13 protein-coding genes and 1 riboswitch are annotated in these 17,945 nt (G+C 35.2%); of the genes, 2 read left to right on the forward strand and 11 right to left on the reverse strand.

Annotated elements, in window-relative coordinates:
• Positions 1–104 precede the first annotated feature (104 nt).
• The 5 genes from MKY37_RS00545 to MKY37_RS00565 all read right to left on the reverse strand — a co-directional run bounded on the left by MKY37_RS00545 (position 105) and on the right by MKY37_RS00565 (position 5,522).
• Positions 105–1,988, reverse strand: a complete 1,884-nt coding sequence (locus MKY37_RS00545) for a vWA domain-containing protein (RefSeq protein WP_340772631.1) — start codon at positions 1,986–1,988, stop codon at positions 105–107.
• Positions 1,989–2,210: 222 nt separating this feature from the next.
• Complete coding sequence (locus tag MKY37_RS00550; protein ID WP_340772634.1) at positions 2,211–3,074, reverse strand: AAA family ATPase; 864 nt, start codon at positions 3,072–3,074, stop codon at positions 2,211–2,213.
• A 53-nt stretch (positions 3,075–3,127) separates the two neighbouring features.
• Positions 3,128–3,325: a DUF6501 family protein gene (locus MKY37_RS00555; RefSeq protein ID WP_340772637.1), complete on the reverse strand. Its 198-nt coding sequence runs from the start codon at positions 3,323–3,325 to the stop codon at positions 3,128–3,130.
• 79 nt (positions 3,326–3,404) lie between these two features.
• Positions 3,405–3,626: a transcriptional regulator gene (locus MKY37_RS00560; RefSeq protein WP_340772639.1), complete on the reverse strand. Its 222-nt coding sequence runs from the start codon at positions 3,624–3,626 to the stop codon at positions 3,405–3,407.
• A 57-nt stretch (positions 3,627–3,683) separates the two neighbouring features.
• On the reverse strand, positions 3,684–5,522 hold the full coding sequence (locus tag MKY37_RS00565; protein ID WP_340772641.1) for a DNA ligase D: 1,839 nt from the start codon (positions 5,520–5,522) through the stop codon (positions 3,684–3,686).
• A gap of 203 nt (positions 5,523–5,725) precedes the next feature.
• Positions 5,726–5,831: riboswitch (purine riboswitch) on the forward strand.
• Between the two features lie 166 nt (positions 5,832–5,997).
• Between MKY37_RS00565 and MKY37_RS00570 the strand changes: the two genes are divergently transcribed.
• Together MKY37_RS00570 and ku are read left to right on the forward strand one after the other, a co-directional pair.
• A complete protein-coding gene (locus tag MKY37_RS00570) occupies positions 5,998–7,191 on the forward strand; it encodes a NupC/NupG family nucleoside CNT transporter (protein WP_340779804.1) in 1,194 nt (397 codons plus the stop codon).
• A gap of 330 nt (positions 7,192–7,521) precedes the next feature.
• On the forward strand, positions 7,522–8,349 hold the full coding sequence (gene ku / locus MKY37_RS00575; protein ID WP_340772643.1) for a non-homologous end joining protein Ku: 828 nt from the start codon (positions 7,522–7,524) through the stop codon (positions 8,347–8,349).
• Positions 8,350–8,483: 134 nt separating this feature from the next.
• Here ku and MKY37_RS00580 read toward each other — a convergent pair whose 3' ends face one another.
• The 6 genes from MKY37_RS00580 to MKY37_RS00605 form a co-directional block, all read right to left on the reverse strand.
• A complete protein-coding gene (locus MKY37_RS00580) occupies positions 8,484–9,332 on the reverse strand; it encodes a YitT family protein (protein ID WP_340772645.1) in 849 nt (282 codons plus the stop codon).
• A 483-nt stretch (positions 9,333–9,815) separates the two neighbouring features.
• Positions 9,816–11,045, reverse strand: coding sequence for a 2-oxoglutarate dehydrogenase complex dihydrolipoyllysine-residue succinyltransferase (gene odhB, locus MKY37_RS00585; protein WP_340772648.1), 1,230 nt, complete (start codon positions 11,043–11,045; stop codon positions 9,816–9,818).
• 30 nt (positions 11,046–11,075) lie between these two features.
• Positions 11,076–13,877 (reverse strand): 2-oxoglutarate dehydrogenase E1 component, encoded by a 2,802-nt coding sequence (locus MKY37_RS00590; RefSeq protein ID WP_340772649.1) that lies wholly within the window; start codon positions 13,875–13,877, stop codon positions 11,076–11,078.
• Between the two features lie 261 nt (positions 13,878–14,138).
• On the reverse strand, positions 14,139–15,515 hold the full coding sequence (locus MKY37_RS00595) for a HAMP domain-containing sensor histidine kinase (RefSeq protein ID WP_340772651.1): 1,377 nt from the start codon (positions 15,513–15,515) through the stop codon (positions 14,139–14,141).
• Positions 15,512–16,186: a response regulator transcription factor gene (locus MKY37_RS00600; RefSeq protein ID WP_340772653.1), complete on the reverse strand. Its 675-nt coding sequence runs from the start codon at positions 16,184–16,186 to the stop codon at positions 15,512–15,514. Before MKY37_RS00600 ends, MKY37_RS00595 begins: the two co-directional genes overlap by 4 nt.
• Positions 16,187–16,260: 74 nt before the next feature.
• Positions 16,261–17,913 carry a sensor domain-containing protein gene (locus tag MKY37_RS00605; RefSeq protein ID WP_340772654.1) on the reverse strand — a complete coding sequence of 551 codons (1,653 nt, stop codon included), beginning with the start codon at positions 17,911–17,913 and terminating at the stop codon, positions 16,261–16,263.
• Between the last annotated feature and the right edge of the window lie 32 nt (positions 17,914–17,945).

Here is a 17,945-nt window from a genome sequence, read left to right on the forward strand (position 1 = left end):
TTTTGTTTTAAGTGACACTATAAGAGGAACAAAGATACCGAGAAAAATCCTCGATTATATTTATTCCCTATTTTTTGTTTCACAAACATATAAAGATTACTTTCTCAAGAACTTTGCACAACAAGATGAAGCATTTTACGAAGTAATCGAAGTGTTTCTTCCGAAAACTTTTCTAATGAAGAAGCAGTAGCTGATTTCTTATCAAAGATTAAGCGAAATAAATTCAACTGCTCCTCTGTAGCCTCTTGATCATTCAAAAACAGATGTAAAACCGTTATTCCAAGTTGCTCTTGCTCTAAAACTGCCTCTGCAGTATCCATGATACCATTTTGTGCATATCCAAATGCAGATGGTTCACCATCCGAAAATACAAGAAGGAACTTATGGATCTCTAGTCTATTCTCTAATCTTTTTCCCATCCATCTAATTGCAAAACCGTCCCTATTATCTTCATGTGCAACCATGGAAAGTATATCTAAGCCGTTATCCTTTTGACCATCCTCTAACTTATGGATCCATTCAAATGCATTCGGTTGGGAAGTTTCTGTAGCTTCATAGGCATCTTCATAATGAAGTACAATTTCATGAGCAATTTTCAGCTCTCTTAATACATCATGAAACAGTAAAACAGCTTTTTTTGTTTCCTCCATTTTGTCCTGCATAGAAGCGGACCCATCAACTAACAAACCAAATACGGCATTTAACTGGATGCTTGGAGCATTCTTTTTAAAAAAAGGTTTTGGTCTTTCATCTGTCCAAAGAGCAGTCAATTTTGTAGATAATCTTCCCTTTGTTAAGTTAGTTCGTTTATCTACATGTTTTTGATCTAACCGTTTTTTCATCTCTTGCACAAATGCTTTTAGGTATGGCGCATGCTCCTGACGATATTTGTAAAGTACATGCTTATTGTCAGATGGACTAGTAATAGCAATACGCTGTTCCTTGTAAACAACGTTTGTATGTTCCTTGCCGAAGGAGTTACCAGCTTTTTTTAAATCACTGGATTGATCATTAGTCGATTGATCAACCTGAACATCCTTACTGTTCCCAATTGACTGACCTTTTCCAGTCATTGTCACTTCATGCCCCTCTTGACCTTCCTCGGCTTCGATTGCTTGTTCTGCTTTTCCATCTCTACCATGCTCGAGTTCATATTGAAGATGCACACCGTTTTCTTGCTCATTTTCCCGATGCCAAGATCTAAATATCTCTTCAATCGTATCTTTCTTACCTTCTTCACCAAGTTCAGAGTTTTTTACCCCTTTATGATAATGAAAGTCCTTAGTTGGTAAACTTGTGTAAGAAATAATTGCGTAATATTGCAGTAAGCTATCCTCTTTCACATACTCGTTTAAGAGAAAATATATCCGATAAACTAAATCAATAGAATGCTGAGTCGTTTTAGATTCATATACGTTTTGAATAATAGTATTTGCAAGTTTAAAGAAATCTGGTCCTTGTACGTACATCGTACCTTCATAGAGGCAGATATATAAATAACTTATAAATGCGTCAGCTAAGAAACCTTTTTGTATATTTACTCGGAGCTGCTGTTTATGAAAATCCAAATATGTTTTTATACGAATTTGAAGTATTATTTGTGTACCAACTCTCTTTTTTTGAATCATTTCAATCATTCGAAATTCTTCTATACAAAACAACAACTGATCCATGAATTTTGGTTGGCCAGTTGGTTTCTCTTCCTGAAAATCACTCCAGCTGAGTACATCAAAAAATTTCCAGAATCCTTCCGCCATCAGGAAAATATCAGACATTCTACCCGCATGCATTACATATTCCTCACGATGTCTCCAAAACACACTTAAAGAAATAGTCTGTTCTGCAGGTTGAAATTCCATCAATTTACGTTCATTAATTGCTAATAACGTATTTTTTGTTAAAGCTTTGGCTACATTTTCATAATGCATAAGCTGTCTCGCATCTATCGTTTCATTATTGAATTGTATAAAACGGTCAACTGAACCCATTTATCTCCCTCACTTAATCCCGCAATAACGGGCAGTATGACTCCCACCTCAAGGTTTGGCTCAAGCAAGCAGCGTTAGTGGGAGATAACTGCCCGTAAACGCCCGAATGGTCGGACCAACAGGATGATTGCCACTCAGGCTTTGCCGTACGACGCGGCGTTATTTGCCTGAGTTCAGTTTTTCAATCAGTGGGGATGAAGAAAACCCCACTGATTGAAGTTTTCACTTTATCCAAGAAGAGGCCAATGCTAATACAAGCTGTTTTTCTTGGTCATCCTCTAGCTTTTCAGCGATAGCATATGTAATCGCTCTAATCGGATCCATGTATAGCGCCAATTCAGTTGCATATAACAGGCTTCTAATAGATGCCGCTTCCTCTGACAGTAACCCTTGTTTAACTTGTTCCATTAAATCATTAGCTAGATTTAGCATTAATATATGTAATTCTTTCGGTGCTGTTGGGAACATCTCTTGCCATAGTTGTGCAAGATGCTCACCTGAAATATATGGAATAGAAAACGAAACGAAACGATTTTTCAGCGCTTCATTCATAGGTGTTGTCCCGATATAACCTTCATTGATGGCAGAAATAACCGAAAAATCGGGATGTGCCTTTATTACTTCCCCTGTAAAAGGGTTTGTTAGCATTCTTCTATAATCCAGTACACTATGCAAAATAGGAAGTGTCTCGGATTTGGCCATATTTATCTCATCAATATATAAAATATGCCCTTTTTTCATAGCTTCCACCACAGGGCCATCCACAAAATCAATTGCACTCAAGCCATTATTTGTCACGATAGTTTTAAATCCAAGTAAAGCCTCCGCATCTAAATCGACGGAACAGTTTATACTTTGAATCGGCTGTGAAAAAAATGCTGAAACTGTTTCAGCAAGCTTTGTTTTACCTGCCCCCGTTGGACCTTTTAACAAAACTGGTTTTTTTAATGAAACAGCAATAAGTACATCCTCCAGTAAATATTCTTCTGGCGAAAGATATCCTCCCACACCAATAAGAGTAGTATCTTGTTCAGTATGTATTCTATTCAATCTCTCCTGTTGTTCTTTCAAAACTATGTCTTTCATATTCTGCTCTTGTCTCCTTATGAAAAAAAACCGATGAGATTACATCGGTTTTTTTATTGAAAATATTCTTTGTAGTAGCCGCCTACTTTTCCAGTGTTGTCAATCACAAATATAAATTCTTCTGTTTCATTTTTAACTTCATACGTTTTTCCAACAGTTAGCACATTACTCACAAGAAACTTTTTAGCATCTGTTTGCGAACATGTAACGGTTTTAATAGTTGGTATTGTTGCCCAATTTGTATGTATCATATAACCACTTCCTTTATATCTAGTATACGATTCAAGGCAACTTTTTTCAATTAATCATTGCATGATTATGTGGAGAGAATTATATAACTCCTCTTTCATGAGGGAATATGGGAGCAAGAGCTAGTACCTGATCGATTCGAAATGTTCTTTTCGCTTTCTGCTTAAAACAATATGCATAAAATATATCTCCCTGTACTTTAAGTATCCTTACCTTACGCTTGCTGATTTCACCAGCTTTTGATAGATACATTAACTCGACAATTCTTCCACGATTAAAATATTTCACTAAATCCTTTCGCACGTTCGTTCCCTCCTTATTCACCATTCTATGCGAACGTACGTTTTTTATTTACAATAATTAATTATTTTTTATTAGTGCTTTTAATTGTTTTAATACTAGCGAAAATTTCTCTTTTTCCAAATTTATTCTAAAGTCTTGAAATGGATTTCCTACGTTTTTTATACGATCTAATACGGATGGAATAGAGAATGTATCTGGTTTTAAGGACTCTCTAACCTCCTCCCATTTAAGAGGAGTTGCGATAAGCCCCAAGTCATTCCCCCTTGGTGAATATGGAGCGATTATCGTTTTACCTTCCTTATGCTGAACATAATCCAAATACAATTTGTTCCCTCTATTCTTTTTCAACCTTTCAGTAGTGAACCACTTTGGATCTTGCTCTACTAAAAATTCAGAGATAAATTTGGTGAATATACCAGTCTCTTCAAACGTAAAACTATCCTCCTCTAATGGGATATAAAGTTGAATACCCTTCCCACCAGAGGTTTTCACATAAGATTTAAGCTGAAATTGATCAAATATTACTTTCATACGCAGAGCAGCTTCAACTGACAATGAGAATTCTTCCACCGAGGGTGGATCCAAGTCAAATACAATCTCAGTCGGATTTTTTGTATCTACTGTTTGAAAAGGAACATGAAATTCTAGTGCTAGCTGATTTCCTAACCAGAGCAATGATTCTACATCATTGCACATCATATAGTTAATATCTTCCATTTGTTTTGTCGCAACAAATTCTGGAACATATTCTGGACTATTTTTTTGATAGAAACTTTCTCCTGTTACACCATGTGGAAAACGAATAACTGTAAGAAGCCTATCTTTTAGAAAAGGTAAAATGTAGGGTGATATTCGTTGTAAATACATAAGATAATCATCTTTTTGTATCCCCGATTCTGGCCATATAGGTTTATCTGGATGAGTTACCTTTGTATTTGGTGGTAAAGGGTATAATTGTTTTTGCATTTGTTGCCAATTACAATCCCGTATATCTTTATTCAAATCAAACGAATGAAATCTAGGTTCCCTTAACTTTTTTCCATCAAAGTCAATACAAGTAATTTCAACGCAAATGGACGCTTCTAATTCCCAAATATTATTGGATATTTTTGTCCCATTCGTTTGAAATAATGCTATTAATGTATCTAGCTCCATCTCGGATAGTCCGTGACGAAATGTAACTATTTCTAATAATGAGGTGTCTTTATAAAGTGCACCATGAAAAAAGCCATTACTTTTATCATATTTCGTTAAAATGACACTAATAAATCTCCAGTTTTTTATTTTTACCCACTTGGTTGTTCGCTCTCCGCTATTCCAAGGACTAGTTCTTTGTTTAGCGATTATCCCTTCCCCATTATTTGTGACAATTTTATCCCACAATAGTGTATTGTCTTTAAATACATCAATGGCCTGCAATCTATTTGTATCTTGATAATTTATTGATATAGGAAGTTGAGCTTTCATAAACAGTCGATCCAGTTGCTGCTTTCGCTTGTTTAATGGAAGTTGGGTTAGATCCTTTCCTTTATATTTGAGCAAGTCAAATACAATATAATGGCAAGTAAATGCATGTGCATTATTTCTAATAGTCTCGATATTTTGCATTCGACCTCTTGATTGAACTTTGGAAAAGTCACTTTGAAAATTATTTATTAAATATACTAGTTCCCCATCCATTGTTAGTGGTAAAAATGATTTAATTTGGTTATAAATTTCATGACAGAAGTTAATAATCTCTGGAAATATATCATTTAGTAATTTTCCGTTTCTACTTTTCAGAATAGGCTCTTGCTCCCATTCTAAAATGCATCGGAATCCATCATATTTTGTTTCATAAACCCACTGATTTCCTAAAGGTACTTCCGTAGAGGCAGTTAAAAGCATCGGCTTCAATTGTTTACCTACTTCCAATATTTTTCTTTAGTTTTCATATTTAGTCTACTTTTGATACATTAAAAGAGGAAAAATATTGAAATCCCCACCTTTTCTTCTTTTTACTTTACTTACTTTTATAATAATTTTTAACATTACAACATTATTCTTTTATATTGTTTCGTCCCAAACACTAGTATATAATAATCCCTATTCCTAAAAATTAATTTACAAATTATTATTCTTGTATAATATCAGTTTTAAATGGTCTGATAGTTTCTACCTGGCAGCCCCTATAAATGCCGGACTACAAGGAAGCATGAAAAAAGTGATATATAGTACAGTGTTTCGAATTGATCATTTACTAATACATAGAGTAAACCATTCTGCGTAATTGATATAAAACTCTTATTTTTTCATACTTTCTGTCTGGCGACTGAAGGGATGAATGAATAAGAGTTTTTATTTTGGGGAAAATAAAGTTGGAGTTGATTACATGTTCTTTTTATTAAATATACTGGGCATTTTTGTTGTCCTCGGTCTTGTCTACCTTTGTTCGCCTGATAAACGGAAAATTAAATGGCGTTCTATCCTCAGCTTGCTCATAGCCGAATTGCTCATTACCTGGTTTATGTTATCGACCACGATAGGAACATGGACAATTAACAAAATTGCTTCCTTCTTTACATGGTTGGTATCATCCGCCAATGCAGGAATCTCATTTGCCTTTCCTTCTGTGATGGCGAATGAAACAGTAGATTTCTTCTTTAGTGCGTTACTACCTATTGTCTTCATTGTGACTTTCTTCGATATTTTATCTTATTTCGGAATTATGACCTGGATAATCGATAAAGTAGGATGGGTCATTTCGAAAATATCCGGATTGCCAAAGCTTGAGAGCTTCTTCTCTATCCAAATGATGTTTCTTGGAAATACGGAAGCTTTAGCTGTTATCCGTCAACAGCTGACCGTTCTTAAAGACCATCGTCTATTGACGTTCGGGATCATGAGCATGAGTAGTGTAAGTGGTTCAATTATTGGGGCATATTTATCGATGGTTCCTGCAGAGTACGTGTTTGCAGCAATCCCGTTAAACTGCTTAAATGCCCTGTTACTGGCTAGTATTTTAAATCCTATAGAGGTTAGCAAAGAAGACGATATTGTTTACGTTCCTCCAAAAGAAGAACGTCAAGATTTCTTTTCTACCATCTCCAACAGTATGCTTATCGGCATGAAGATGGTTATTGTAATCTTAGCAATGGTGATTGGGTATGTAGCATTAACCAGTGCTCTTAATGGGATTCTTGGTTTCTTTATAGATGGTTTGACAATCGAAAAGATTTTCGGTGTCATTTTCTTCCCATTTGCAATTTTGCTTGGATTAGGCCTCCATGATGCGATGTATGTCGCTTCGTTAATGGGGATTAAACTCTCCACAAACGAATTTGTGGCCATGATGAACTTAAAAAACCATCTCCAAGATTTGAATCCACATACGATTGCAGTTGCTGTTACGTTCTTGACTTCATTCGCCAATTTTAGTACAGTCGGCATGATTTATGGCACCTATAGCTCAACTTTAGGTGAAGAACGTTCAAAGATCATCGGTAAAAATGTTTGGAAGCTATTGGTTAGCGGAATGGCTGTATCTCTGTTAAGCGCGATGCTTGTTGGATTATTCGTTTGGTAAACATTCAAGTGATGGAAGTTGCTATTCCGAAATAAAAACAAGGATACATTCCGCTACTTAAAGGATGTCTTAAAAAACACCGAAAATTTTTATAAATGTTCAGATAACTAAAGAAGCTAACGACCTAGAAGTAGCAGGTTGTTAGCTTCTTTATCTACTTTAGTGGATTTATTTTAGAAGCAGTTAATATAGGATAATGTGCTCCTTAATAACCTTTAGGGACTTCTGTCTTCAAATTTTTCTTTAGTTTTTTAATTAATTCTACTTTTGATACATAAAAGGAAGGGAAAGATTGCATAGTAAGAAGAAAAAGAAAAAGTGGTGAACATAATGCATACAGTTTGGAAAGGTAGTATCAGCTTTGGTTTAGTTAATATTCCTATAAAGCTTCATGCAGCAACTGAAAATAAGGATATAAAACTACGTCAGCTCCATAAAGAATGCCATACCCCAATTAGCTATGCGAAGGTTTGTGAAGGATGCAAACAAGAGGTAAAGAATGAAGATATCGTCAAAGCATATGAATACTCAAAAAACAAGTTTGTCATTTTAGATGAAGAAGAATTAGAAAAACTGAAAAAAGAAAATGAGGATAAAGCTGTAGAAATTATAGACTTTGTAAAATTGGAAGAAATAGATCCAATTTACTTTGAGCGCAGTTACTTTATGGCACCTGATAGTGGTGGTGGAAAAGCGTACTCTCTCTTAAGAGAAGCATTGCATGAGTCAGGTAAGATCGGGGTTGCTAAAATTATGATTCGTTCGAAAGAGCAATTAGCAATCGTTCGAGTATATAACGAAACATTAATCATGGAAACCATTCACTTTCCCGATGAAGTTCGTAGTACAGCAGATGTACCTAATATTCCTGCAGATCAAACTGTAGTAAAAAAAGAACTCGATACTGCCCTAATGCTTGTTGACCAGTTAACTACTGAGTTTGAACCAGAAAAATACACAGATGAATATCGAACTGCCTTAATGGAGTTAATAGAAGAGAAAAAAGCTGGAAATAATGTAGTAACGACAAGCGAAAAACAAACAGAATTACCTTCCAATGTGACGGACCTAATGTCTGCCCTACAAGCTTCCCTTGATAAAACGAAAAAGAAAAAACCTACGACCAGAAAAAGAACGCCAAAAGCGAAAACCTCTTGACCAATCGGAGCATCTTAAAAATTAAACTGAGCTATCAAACTAACTTAGGCAGATCTCAATGAGACTGCCTGGTATTTTTGTTAAATGGTGATGAATAGCTTAGGGATTAACTAACTCTCTTCTGTAAAGTAAAATTAGTATTGTCTCACCTCTACAACACCATTAATTGCTACAAAAGCATTTATGTCAATTGTCTTAATAAGTGTCCTAAGTTCAGGTTCTTCCAACCGGTTAATAACACAGAAGATTATTTCTACGTATTCATTGGTTTGTCCTCCTTCACCACCTATATATGTAACTCCTCTACCTAAACGTGTTTGAATTGCTTCCCCAATTTTTCGTGAATTGTTACTAATGATCATAATGTTTTTAGATTCATCAAAGCCTGCTTGCACCATATCTATTACCTTCGTAGCTATAAAGTAAGCTATAGCTGAACATAAAGCGCTCTTTAGTCCGTAAATTAGCATGGCAAAAGAGAATATTAACACATTAATACTCATAATAACTTCTCCCACCGATAAAGGGAATTTCTTTGCAATAAGTATAGCTAGAATTTCCGTACCATCTAAAGCACCACCTTTTCGTAAAACAATACCAACCCCTAAACCAATCATAATACCTCCTAATACTGCAACTAACATCGTATCGCCTGAAATAATAGTTGGAATTTGGTGCAATAAGCTTGTCGCAATTGATAATACTGTAATACCTATTACTGAACTAAATGCGAATGACTTTCCAAGTTCCTTATATCCAATAAATACGAATGGAATATTTAAAATGAATAGGAATAAACTTAATGAGAATCCTGTTAGATGAGATAACAAGATAGATATACCAGTTATACCACCATCAATTATATCGTTTGGTATTAGTACTGCTTCTAAACCGATAGCTGTAATAATAGCTCCCATTATTATAAACAAAACACGACTAAATCTTTCAAACAAACTGATAGTCTGTCCACTTTTGACTTTCAAAATTTACTCAGCTCCTTTTATTGCTAACCTGAATATCATAGATTGGTATTATACAAATACTGTTATCTCAACAAATTATTCTCTTTTAAGTTGGATAATAATTGTTTTACATTTACAACATATTCTTTTTAGAGTCTCTTCTAAAAAATATGGATAAACTAAACTTTACTTCTCAAAAATCCTTATCTTACAATTACTCGAAAATCTCAATTTCGTTTTTATACTAATATATATATATGTTGTGCAGAGAATTGTATACGCTAGAGTATAAGTGTCATATAATTGTTTGCACTATACTATAAAATAATTTATAACAAGGTATTAGCACAATACAATATCCCCAACTAGAGCATTCCAACACGTAAAAGAATGAAGGCAAAATAAAAAGATCTGAGCCGGTAGAATACCGAACTCAGACCTTAGAAGACGCCTGAAATATTTGACTAACTCTATTGAATAAATTTATAAAGGAAGTCTTTTTTATTAACTATTTAGTAGTAAGTCTTCTGGGTTTTCAAGTAATTCTTTCACTGTTTTTAGGAATCCTACTGAATCTTTTCCATCGATTACACGGTGGTCATATGATAATGCCACGTACATCATTGGGCGGATTTCAATTTCGTTTCCAACAGCGATTGGACGTTTTTGGATTGTGTGCATTCCTAAAATACCAACTTGTGTACCGTTTAGAATTGGTGTTGACAGTAATGATCCGAATACTCCACCGTTTGTGATTGTGAAAGAACCACCAGACATATCAGATAGAGCTAATTTGTTATCACGAGCTTTTTTAGCAAGTTCTCCAATATTTCCTTCTATCTCTGCAAAGTTTTTACGGTCCGCATCACGAACGATAGGAACTACAAGACCACCTTCAGTTGATACAGCGATACCAATATCATAGAAGTTGTTTTTCACGATATCTGTTCCATCGATTTGAGAATTTACGTATGGATATTTTTTAAGTGCTGCTACTACAGCTTTTGTGAAGAAAGACATAAACCCAAGACGTACATCATTTTGGTCAAAGAATTGATCTTTTTTACGTGAACGTAATGCCATAACATTTGTCATATCAATTTCATTGAAAGTTGTAAGCATAGCAGTACTTTGTCTTACTTCTAATAAACGTGTAGCAATTGTTTGACGACGACGTGACATCTTTTCACGAGTTGTACGGCCATCATCTTCTTTTGGCGCACTAGCTGCAGGTGCTGATGCTGCTTTTGCAGGTGCTTTAGCAGAACCATGAGCCGAAACGTCTTGTACACGAACACGTCCCATTGGATCTACAGGTGAAATTTCACTTAAGTTAATACCTTTTTCACGAGCTAATTTACGCGCTGCTGGACTAGCAATCGTACGGTCTTGCTCTGCCCCAGTTTCTTCAGCAACTGGAGCTGCTTTAGGAGCTTCAGGAGCTTTTACCTCTTCTTTTGCTTCAGACTGTGCAGCTGGTGCTGATGCAGTTGAACCTGAACCTGCTCCTACTACTGCGATTACTTGCCCCACTTGAACAGTATCTCCTTCAGCAGCTAAAAGTTCACTAACTACTCCTGCTTCTTCTGAGATAACTTCAACGTTTACTTTATCTGTTTCAAGTTCTACGATGAACTCACCTTTTTCAACTGTATCACCTGGTTGTTTTAACCACTGTGCAATAGTACCCTCTGTAATCGATTCTGCTAATTCTGGAACAATAATGTCTGCCACTTGTATTTCCTCCTCTATTCTAATCCTATCTTATAAGCTTTTTAAAGCTTCTTCAATAATACGTGCTTGTTCTACTTTATAAGTATCTCCATCACCCTCTGCAGGACTTGCTCTATGCACACGACCTACATAAGTAATTTCTTGATCTTTTGCTATTTCCAATAGATACGGTAGAGCAAAGTTCCATGAACCCATATTTTGCGGTTCTTCTTGTGCCCATACAAGTTGTTTCACATTTGGGAAACGTGTCACAATTTCTTCAATCTTATCTTGTGGGAATGGATATAGTTGTTCAACACGCACAATGTGCACATAATCGAAACCTGCACCATCTTTGACTTTGTCCGCCAAGTCTATAGCAAGTTTACCACTAACAAAGACAATTTTCTCTACTTTGTCTGCTTGTTGACCTAAACCTGTTTGCTCAACAACTGTTTCAAATTGCCCTGAAGTCAGATCAGCTACGTCTGCTCCAACTAAAGGATGACGTAATAATGATTTTGGTGAAACAATTATTAACGGACGAATAGCATCTTCTTTAAGCATTTTTGCTTGTCTGCGTAAAATATGGAAATAGTTAGCTGCGCTTGAAAGATTGGCAACAGTCCAGTTATTTTCAGCAGCAAGTTGTAAATAACGTTCTAAACGTGCACTAGAATGTTCTGATCCTTGACCTTCAGCGCCATGTGGCAATAACATCACTAAGCCGGATTTAAGACCCCATTTAGCTCGTGCAGAACTGATAAAGTTATCAAACATTACTTGAGCCATGTTAGCGAAGTCGCCGTATTGTGCTTCCCAAATAGTTAGAGAGTTATTATCTTCTAAATTATAGCCAAATTCATACCCTAGAATTGCCGCTTCTGTAAGTGGACTATTATGCACTACGAATGATGCTTTTCCATCACTAATACCGTGAATCGGTGTTAATTCGGCTCCGGTTTTTTCATCATGAAGTACTAAATGTCTATGAGAGAATGTCCCACGTTGAGCATCTTGACCAGATAAACGGATAGAATTACCTTCTTGTAAAATTGTTGCAAATGCTAGTGTTTCTGCATGGCCCCAATCTACTTTACCTTTACCTTTGAATGGTTCTTCACGACGCTTCAATATTTTTGCCAACTTTTTAAAAGCGTTAAACTCAGTTGGCCAAGTTAATAACTCTTCATTGATTTTAGCAAGTTTAGTCTCTTCAACCCCTGTTTGAATTTCCGGCATACCATCTAATACTACTTGTGGTATTACGATATCATGTACAGTTGATGGAGGAAGTTCTTTCACTCGATCATAGGCCTGTTGCATTTCAGCGAAAACTGACTCGTCTAATGTTTTAACTGCAGATGTATCCATTAAACTTTCTTCAACTAACTGCTTGCCATATAATTCACGAACGGTTGGATGTTTATGAATTGAATGATACATAGTTGGATTTGTTACTAACGGCTCATCCATTTCGTTATGACCATATCGACGATAGCCTAATAAGTCAATAACGATATCTTTTCCAAACTTTTGGCGATATTCATGTGCGAATTTAGCAACGCCAATCACCGCTTCAGGATCATCAGCATTCACATGAATGACAGGTACTTCATACCCTTTTGCTGGATCCGAAGAATAGTTGGTAGAACGTGAATCATAATGTTCGGTAGTGAAACCAATCATATTATTTGCAATAATATGGATGGAACCACCTGTTTGATATCCACGAACTCGGCTATAATTTAATACTTCAGTTACTACTCCTTGCCCTGGGAAAGCAGCATCACCATGCACTAATATAGCAAATGCAGCATTTTTATCCTGAACTGGGAAACCAGCTGCATCTGTAGTTTCTTGCGCAGCACGTGTTTGACCCGTAACAATTGGACTTACAACTTCCAAATGTGAAGGATTATAAGCAAGTTTTAATGTTAAACCAGATTGTGAGCGGTAACTAGCCCCTTTATGATATTTAACATCCCCAAACCAACCCTCTGAAAGTTCAAGTGAACCATCTTTTGGTAAAAATGATTCAGTAGGAACATGTGCAAATTCTGCAAACATCATTTCATACGGTTTGTTTAGAACATGAGTTAATACATTTAAACGACCACGATGAGCCATACCAATATTTACTTGTTTTGTTTTTGTTTTATCTGATTGACGAACCAGCTCATCCATTAATACAACTAAAGAATCTAGACCTTCAATTGAAAAGCGTTTTGCTCCCACAAATGTACGATGAATGAATTTCTCAAATCCTTCAACTTGTGTTAAACGTTTAAGCAATTGTTTTTTGTCTTCAGTTGAAAGCTTTTCTTTCACAGCGCCTTTTTCAATCTTTTCTTGTAACCAAGTACGTTCTTCTGAGTTGACAATATGAGCAATTTCAAATGCAATTTTATCAGAATACATACTGCGTAAATGTTCAATTGCTTGTAAGCCATTCGTAATATTTGCAGGTGCATTGCTAATTAGGTACGAAACAGGTACTTCTTTCAAATCTTGTTCAGTTAAACTATAAGTATCAAGATTCATCTTCGAATCTTCTTTTGGTCCATCATTTAATGGATAAATATTAGCAGTTAAGTGACCATGAGTACGAATTGCATCTGCAAGCTGAATTGCATGAATCACTTTTTCAAAATTATTCGGCTCTACTACTGGTGTATCAGAGCTGTTAGATGATACCGAGGCCGGAATCTTAGGTGCACCGTATTGCTGAAATAACTCTACTAATTCAGGATCCACTTCGTCTGGAGATTGTAAAAATACATCATACTGCTCCATTACATAACCAAGGTTCGGACCAGAAAAAGCTGACCAAGGTGTTCGATTGTTCGACATTTAGAAAAACCTCCAACATTTTGTGCCTTCTAGGCATTTATCAAAAATACATATTAATGGATAAAAAAGTTCCAGTTATACATGAAAAAAATACACATAGCTACATGTATATAGTTTACCACTTTTTTATATAGTCTCAAACTATCCTTATATAAGGACAATTTTTCCCTCTCAATCTTACTACTATAGGAAAAAAAAACAATGGTTTTTTTCAAAAAAAACGGGAAATTGTCTAATTTTTTATGCTTTTACACTGAATGATTATTCACTTGTCAATTTAGGGAATAAAATGTAAAATTTTGTCCATTTTTCTTTTTCACTAAATACTGAAATCGTACCTCCATATTCAATTACCAAGCTTTTAACTATACTTAATCCTAAACCTGAACCACCCCTATTTTTAGTTCTAGCTTCATCGACAATAAAAAAGCGTTCGAAAATTTTGGGCAATATGGATTCTTGGATACCAACTCCATTATCTTCCACAATAATTTGGACCTGATCTGCTTTGTTTACCGCTGTCAATTTAATATACGGTTGTTTATCGTTATATTTTATCGCATTTTCTATTAGATTACGCAGAATTTGCTCTAAAGCAGTAGGCGGAACAAGTACATTTACTTGTTCATCCCCTTGGATTTCTATTGTTGCTTCTGGTGATAAATGTAAATAACTTTGCTGTAACTGTTGAAGGACAGCTATAACTGAAGTAACTTCCCGATTACTATTATGCTCATTTTTTGCAAGCTTTAACATTTCTTCGATTAATAACTTCATTTTTTGTATTTCCGAGAGGGATATTTCCAGTGATTCATCTAATATGGAGCGATCCTCTTTTCCCCAACGATTCAATAACGATAAATGCCCTTCGACTACTTGTACGGGGGTACGCAATTCATGGGATACATTTTGAATAAATTCATCTTGTCTCGTAATTGTTTTTGATACTTCACCCATCAATTCCTTATAAATTTTTAGTAGCTCTCCGATTTCATCTTCATTGTCATATTGGAAACTAACTTTTTTGGAAAACTTAGTCTGTTTTGCAAGCTGCATCTCATCTCTTAGTTCTTTAATAGGTCTCAGTAAAACCGAGGATAATATAAAGGCTATTAAAGCGGATAGAACAAGTGTTATGAGTGCGAATATACCCATGGCTATTAATATATAATTCATGAGCTGAGAAAAACTTTCTAAACTGTGTGAGATTTGTACATATCCTTTAAACAAGCCAAAGTCTATTTCAGCTGCCTTATGGAAAACTACTTTTCCATCTATTTGTTCTCTAACAAATTCATCCGTTTGAAGTGAAAAGGATTTTGGGAAATCGCTAGCATCATTGATTCTGAGAATCTCAATACCATCTTCATTCAATACACGGACTGATTGCTTTTGATTGACCAATTGATTGAGTAGTGTTCTATTTTTTTGAATATCTTGAATGGAAATGATGGGACCGTTAGATTTGAAAAAGTGTGTAACTTCATCTAATGTATTTTGAGCAATTTTTTTCTCGGAAATTTGCAGCCAATTAAAAAGAGAAAAATATAATATAATACACATCATAAGGAAGCTTAAAAATATGGAAATCGCCGAAGCATATGTCCATTTACGCTGTAAAGTCCACTTTTTGATCATCGCATAACATACCCTACGCCTCTAACGGTTTCAATTATGGCTGCAATGTCGGGAGGAAGTTTTTTTCTGAGATGCCTTATGTATACATCTACTACATTTGTTTCAACCTCTACATCATATCCCCATACTTTTTCCAAAATAGCATCTCTAGATAGCACCATATTATAATTTTCCATTAAATAGATGAGCATATCGTATTCAGTTTTTGTTAGTTCAATCTCTTTCCCTTCAAAGAAAACCTGATGAGCTTTCCGTTCAACTGTTAGCCCTTGAATAGTCAACTCATTTTTTTCGTTTTCTAATGAGGGCTCTACCCTTCTAAGAACTGCTCGTATTCTTGCTAATAACTCCTCAATAGCAAACGGTTTCACCACATAGTCGTCTGCCCCTGTCTCTAAACCGGATACGCGATCTATAATCGCATCCCTTGCAGTTATTAGAATAATGGGGGTACTTTTCTTTTTGCGCACTCTTCGACATATTTCCAAGCCATTTAGATTTGGTAACATAACATCGATGAGCATCAGATCATAAGTATGATTTAAAGCTAAATCTGCTCCTTCGCGTCCATCGTGAGAAACGGTGACTTGAAAATTTTCATGCTTTAACTCTAGCTCCACAAATTTCGCAATATTTACTTCATCTTCTATTAATAAAATATGTTGCGTCATCTCTTACATTCCCTTCTAAGTTTAAGTTCCTTTGTTCACCTATCCTAGGTCAAATGAAAGAAAAAGCCGTTCCATTAAGTCTGAACGGCATTGGAATATATATAATTGTTCTTTCCATTTTTCTTTGCGATGTAAAGCGCTTGATCTGCATGATCTAATAGCTCGTCTATGGAAGACCCGTCATTTGGGAACATGGCAATCCCGATCGACGAAGTTGGCGAAAAGTAAGACTCATCTATGGCCCAACCTTTACGTAGGTTTTGCTGGATTGTCTGAACAATTTCTTCAATTGTAATGCTTCTACCATTCACATAATCTGCAATCTGATCAATGATTATGACAAATTCATCGCCACCAATACGATATATATTATACTTATACTGTAAACTGTGCTGAAGGTTTTCAGCAAAATGAGTTAAAAACTGATCCCCAACATCATGTCCGTATTGATCATTAATCGCTTTAAAATTATCGCCATCAATATATAATAACCCTACATTCGGAAACTCTGAGCTTACAGCTGAGATATAAACTGGAAAGTCTTCATAAAAGGAACGTCGATTTGGCAGACTAGTTAAACTATCATGATAAGCCATAAACTTTAGCTGATCTTCTAAAGCTCTTTTCTCTGTAATTTCACGAGATACAATAACGTACCATTTTTCCTTCTCATCATCTACTGTGTTCTCTACTGTCGTTACTGATGTATCCGTCCAAATAGAATTTCCATCCTTTGTTTGTAGAAGAAGTTCTACTCGGAACTTATCTAACATCTTTAACTTAGATAAACTTACTGTCTCCGTTTGATCTGTTATCAGATTAAAATAATAACTACCAAGTAATTCTTCTTTATCATATTTTAATATTGATTCATGACTTGGCGATGAGTAAAGTAAGAAACCTTCTGCATCTGTTATAGCTATTAGATCATTTGAGTGTTCCGTGATTAATTTAAAGGAGCGTTCTATATTTCGAAGTTCATTCATCATACGTTTCTTTTCCGTATCATCAAATTGTATAGTTAAAAACTTTTCAATTTGCCCTAAATCATTTTTAATGGGTACAACGGTCGCATTCACCCAAAAAAAGGATCCAACCTTTGTTCGATTACGTATTTGGCCATGCCAAATATGTCCATTACTTATCGTTTCCCACAAATTAGAGAAAAAAGATTCGTCATGATAGTTAGAATTTATCATATGGAATGTTTTACCTATCACATCTTCCCTTTTAAATTTCGTTGTAGTTTCAAATAGTTCGTTTACTGTTTCAATTATTCCATCCTGATTTGTCAACGCAACTAATGCAACTTCATTAATGGCTTTACTGTAAGACTCTATAACATATGTAGAATCTTTCATATTCTGTGACCGAGAAACTTCTTTAGTTGTTGCTAAAATATAACTAATTCCATTTTCATAAATGGGTATAACTGTTGTTTCATTTATATTTGTTTCACTTTGTACACAATGATGATCATGGTAGGAAACAGATTTTTTTTGCAAGCATGCTCGATTATAATGTTGAATAATGATTCTATTGTGCAGTTCACTAAAACATTCGTCCAGTGTCTTCCCTATAGGATTTTCTGAAAAAAGCTCCTCTGCCTTTTTGTTGATAAACTCATACACATAAGAAGAATCTTCTTTACGCATAAAGAACACATATTCATCAGCTAAATCATATAATAAATGGAATTGATTATGGTTTAAGAAAAGTTGAGACATCTATTTAAAAACTCCTGTCAAGTTCTATACTA

The sequence above is a fragment of the Psychrobacillus sp. FSL K6-2836 genome (genome assembly GCF_038003085.1).
Taxonomy (GTDB): domain Bacteria; phylum Bacillota; class Bacilli; order Bacillales_A; family Planococcaceae; genus Psychrobacillus.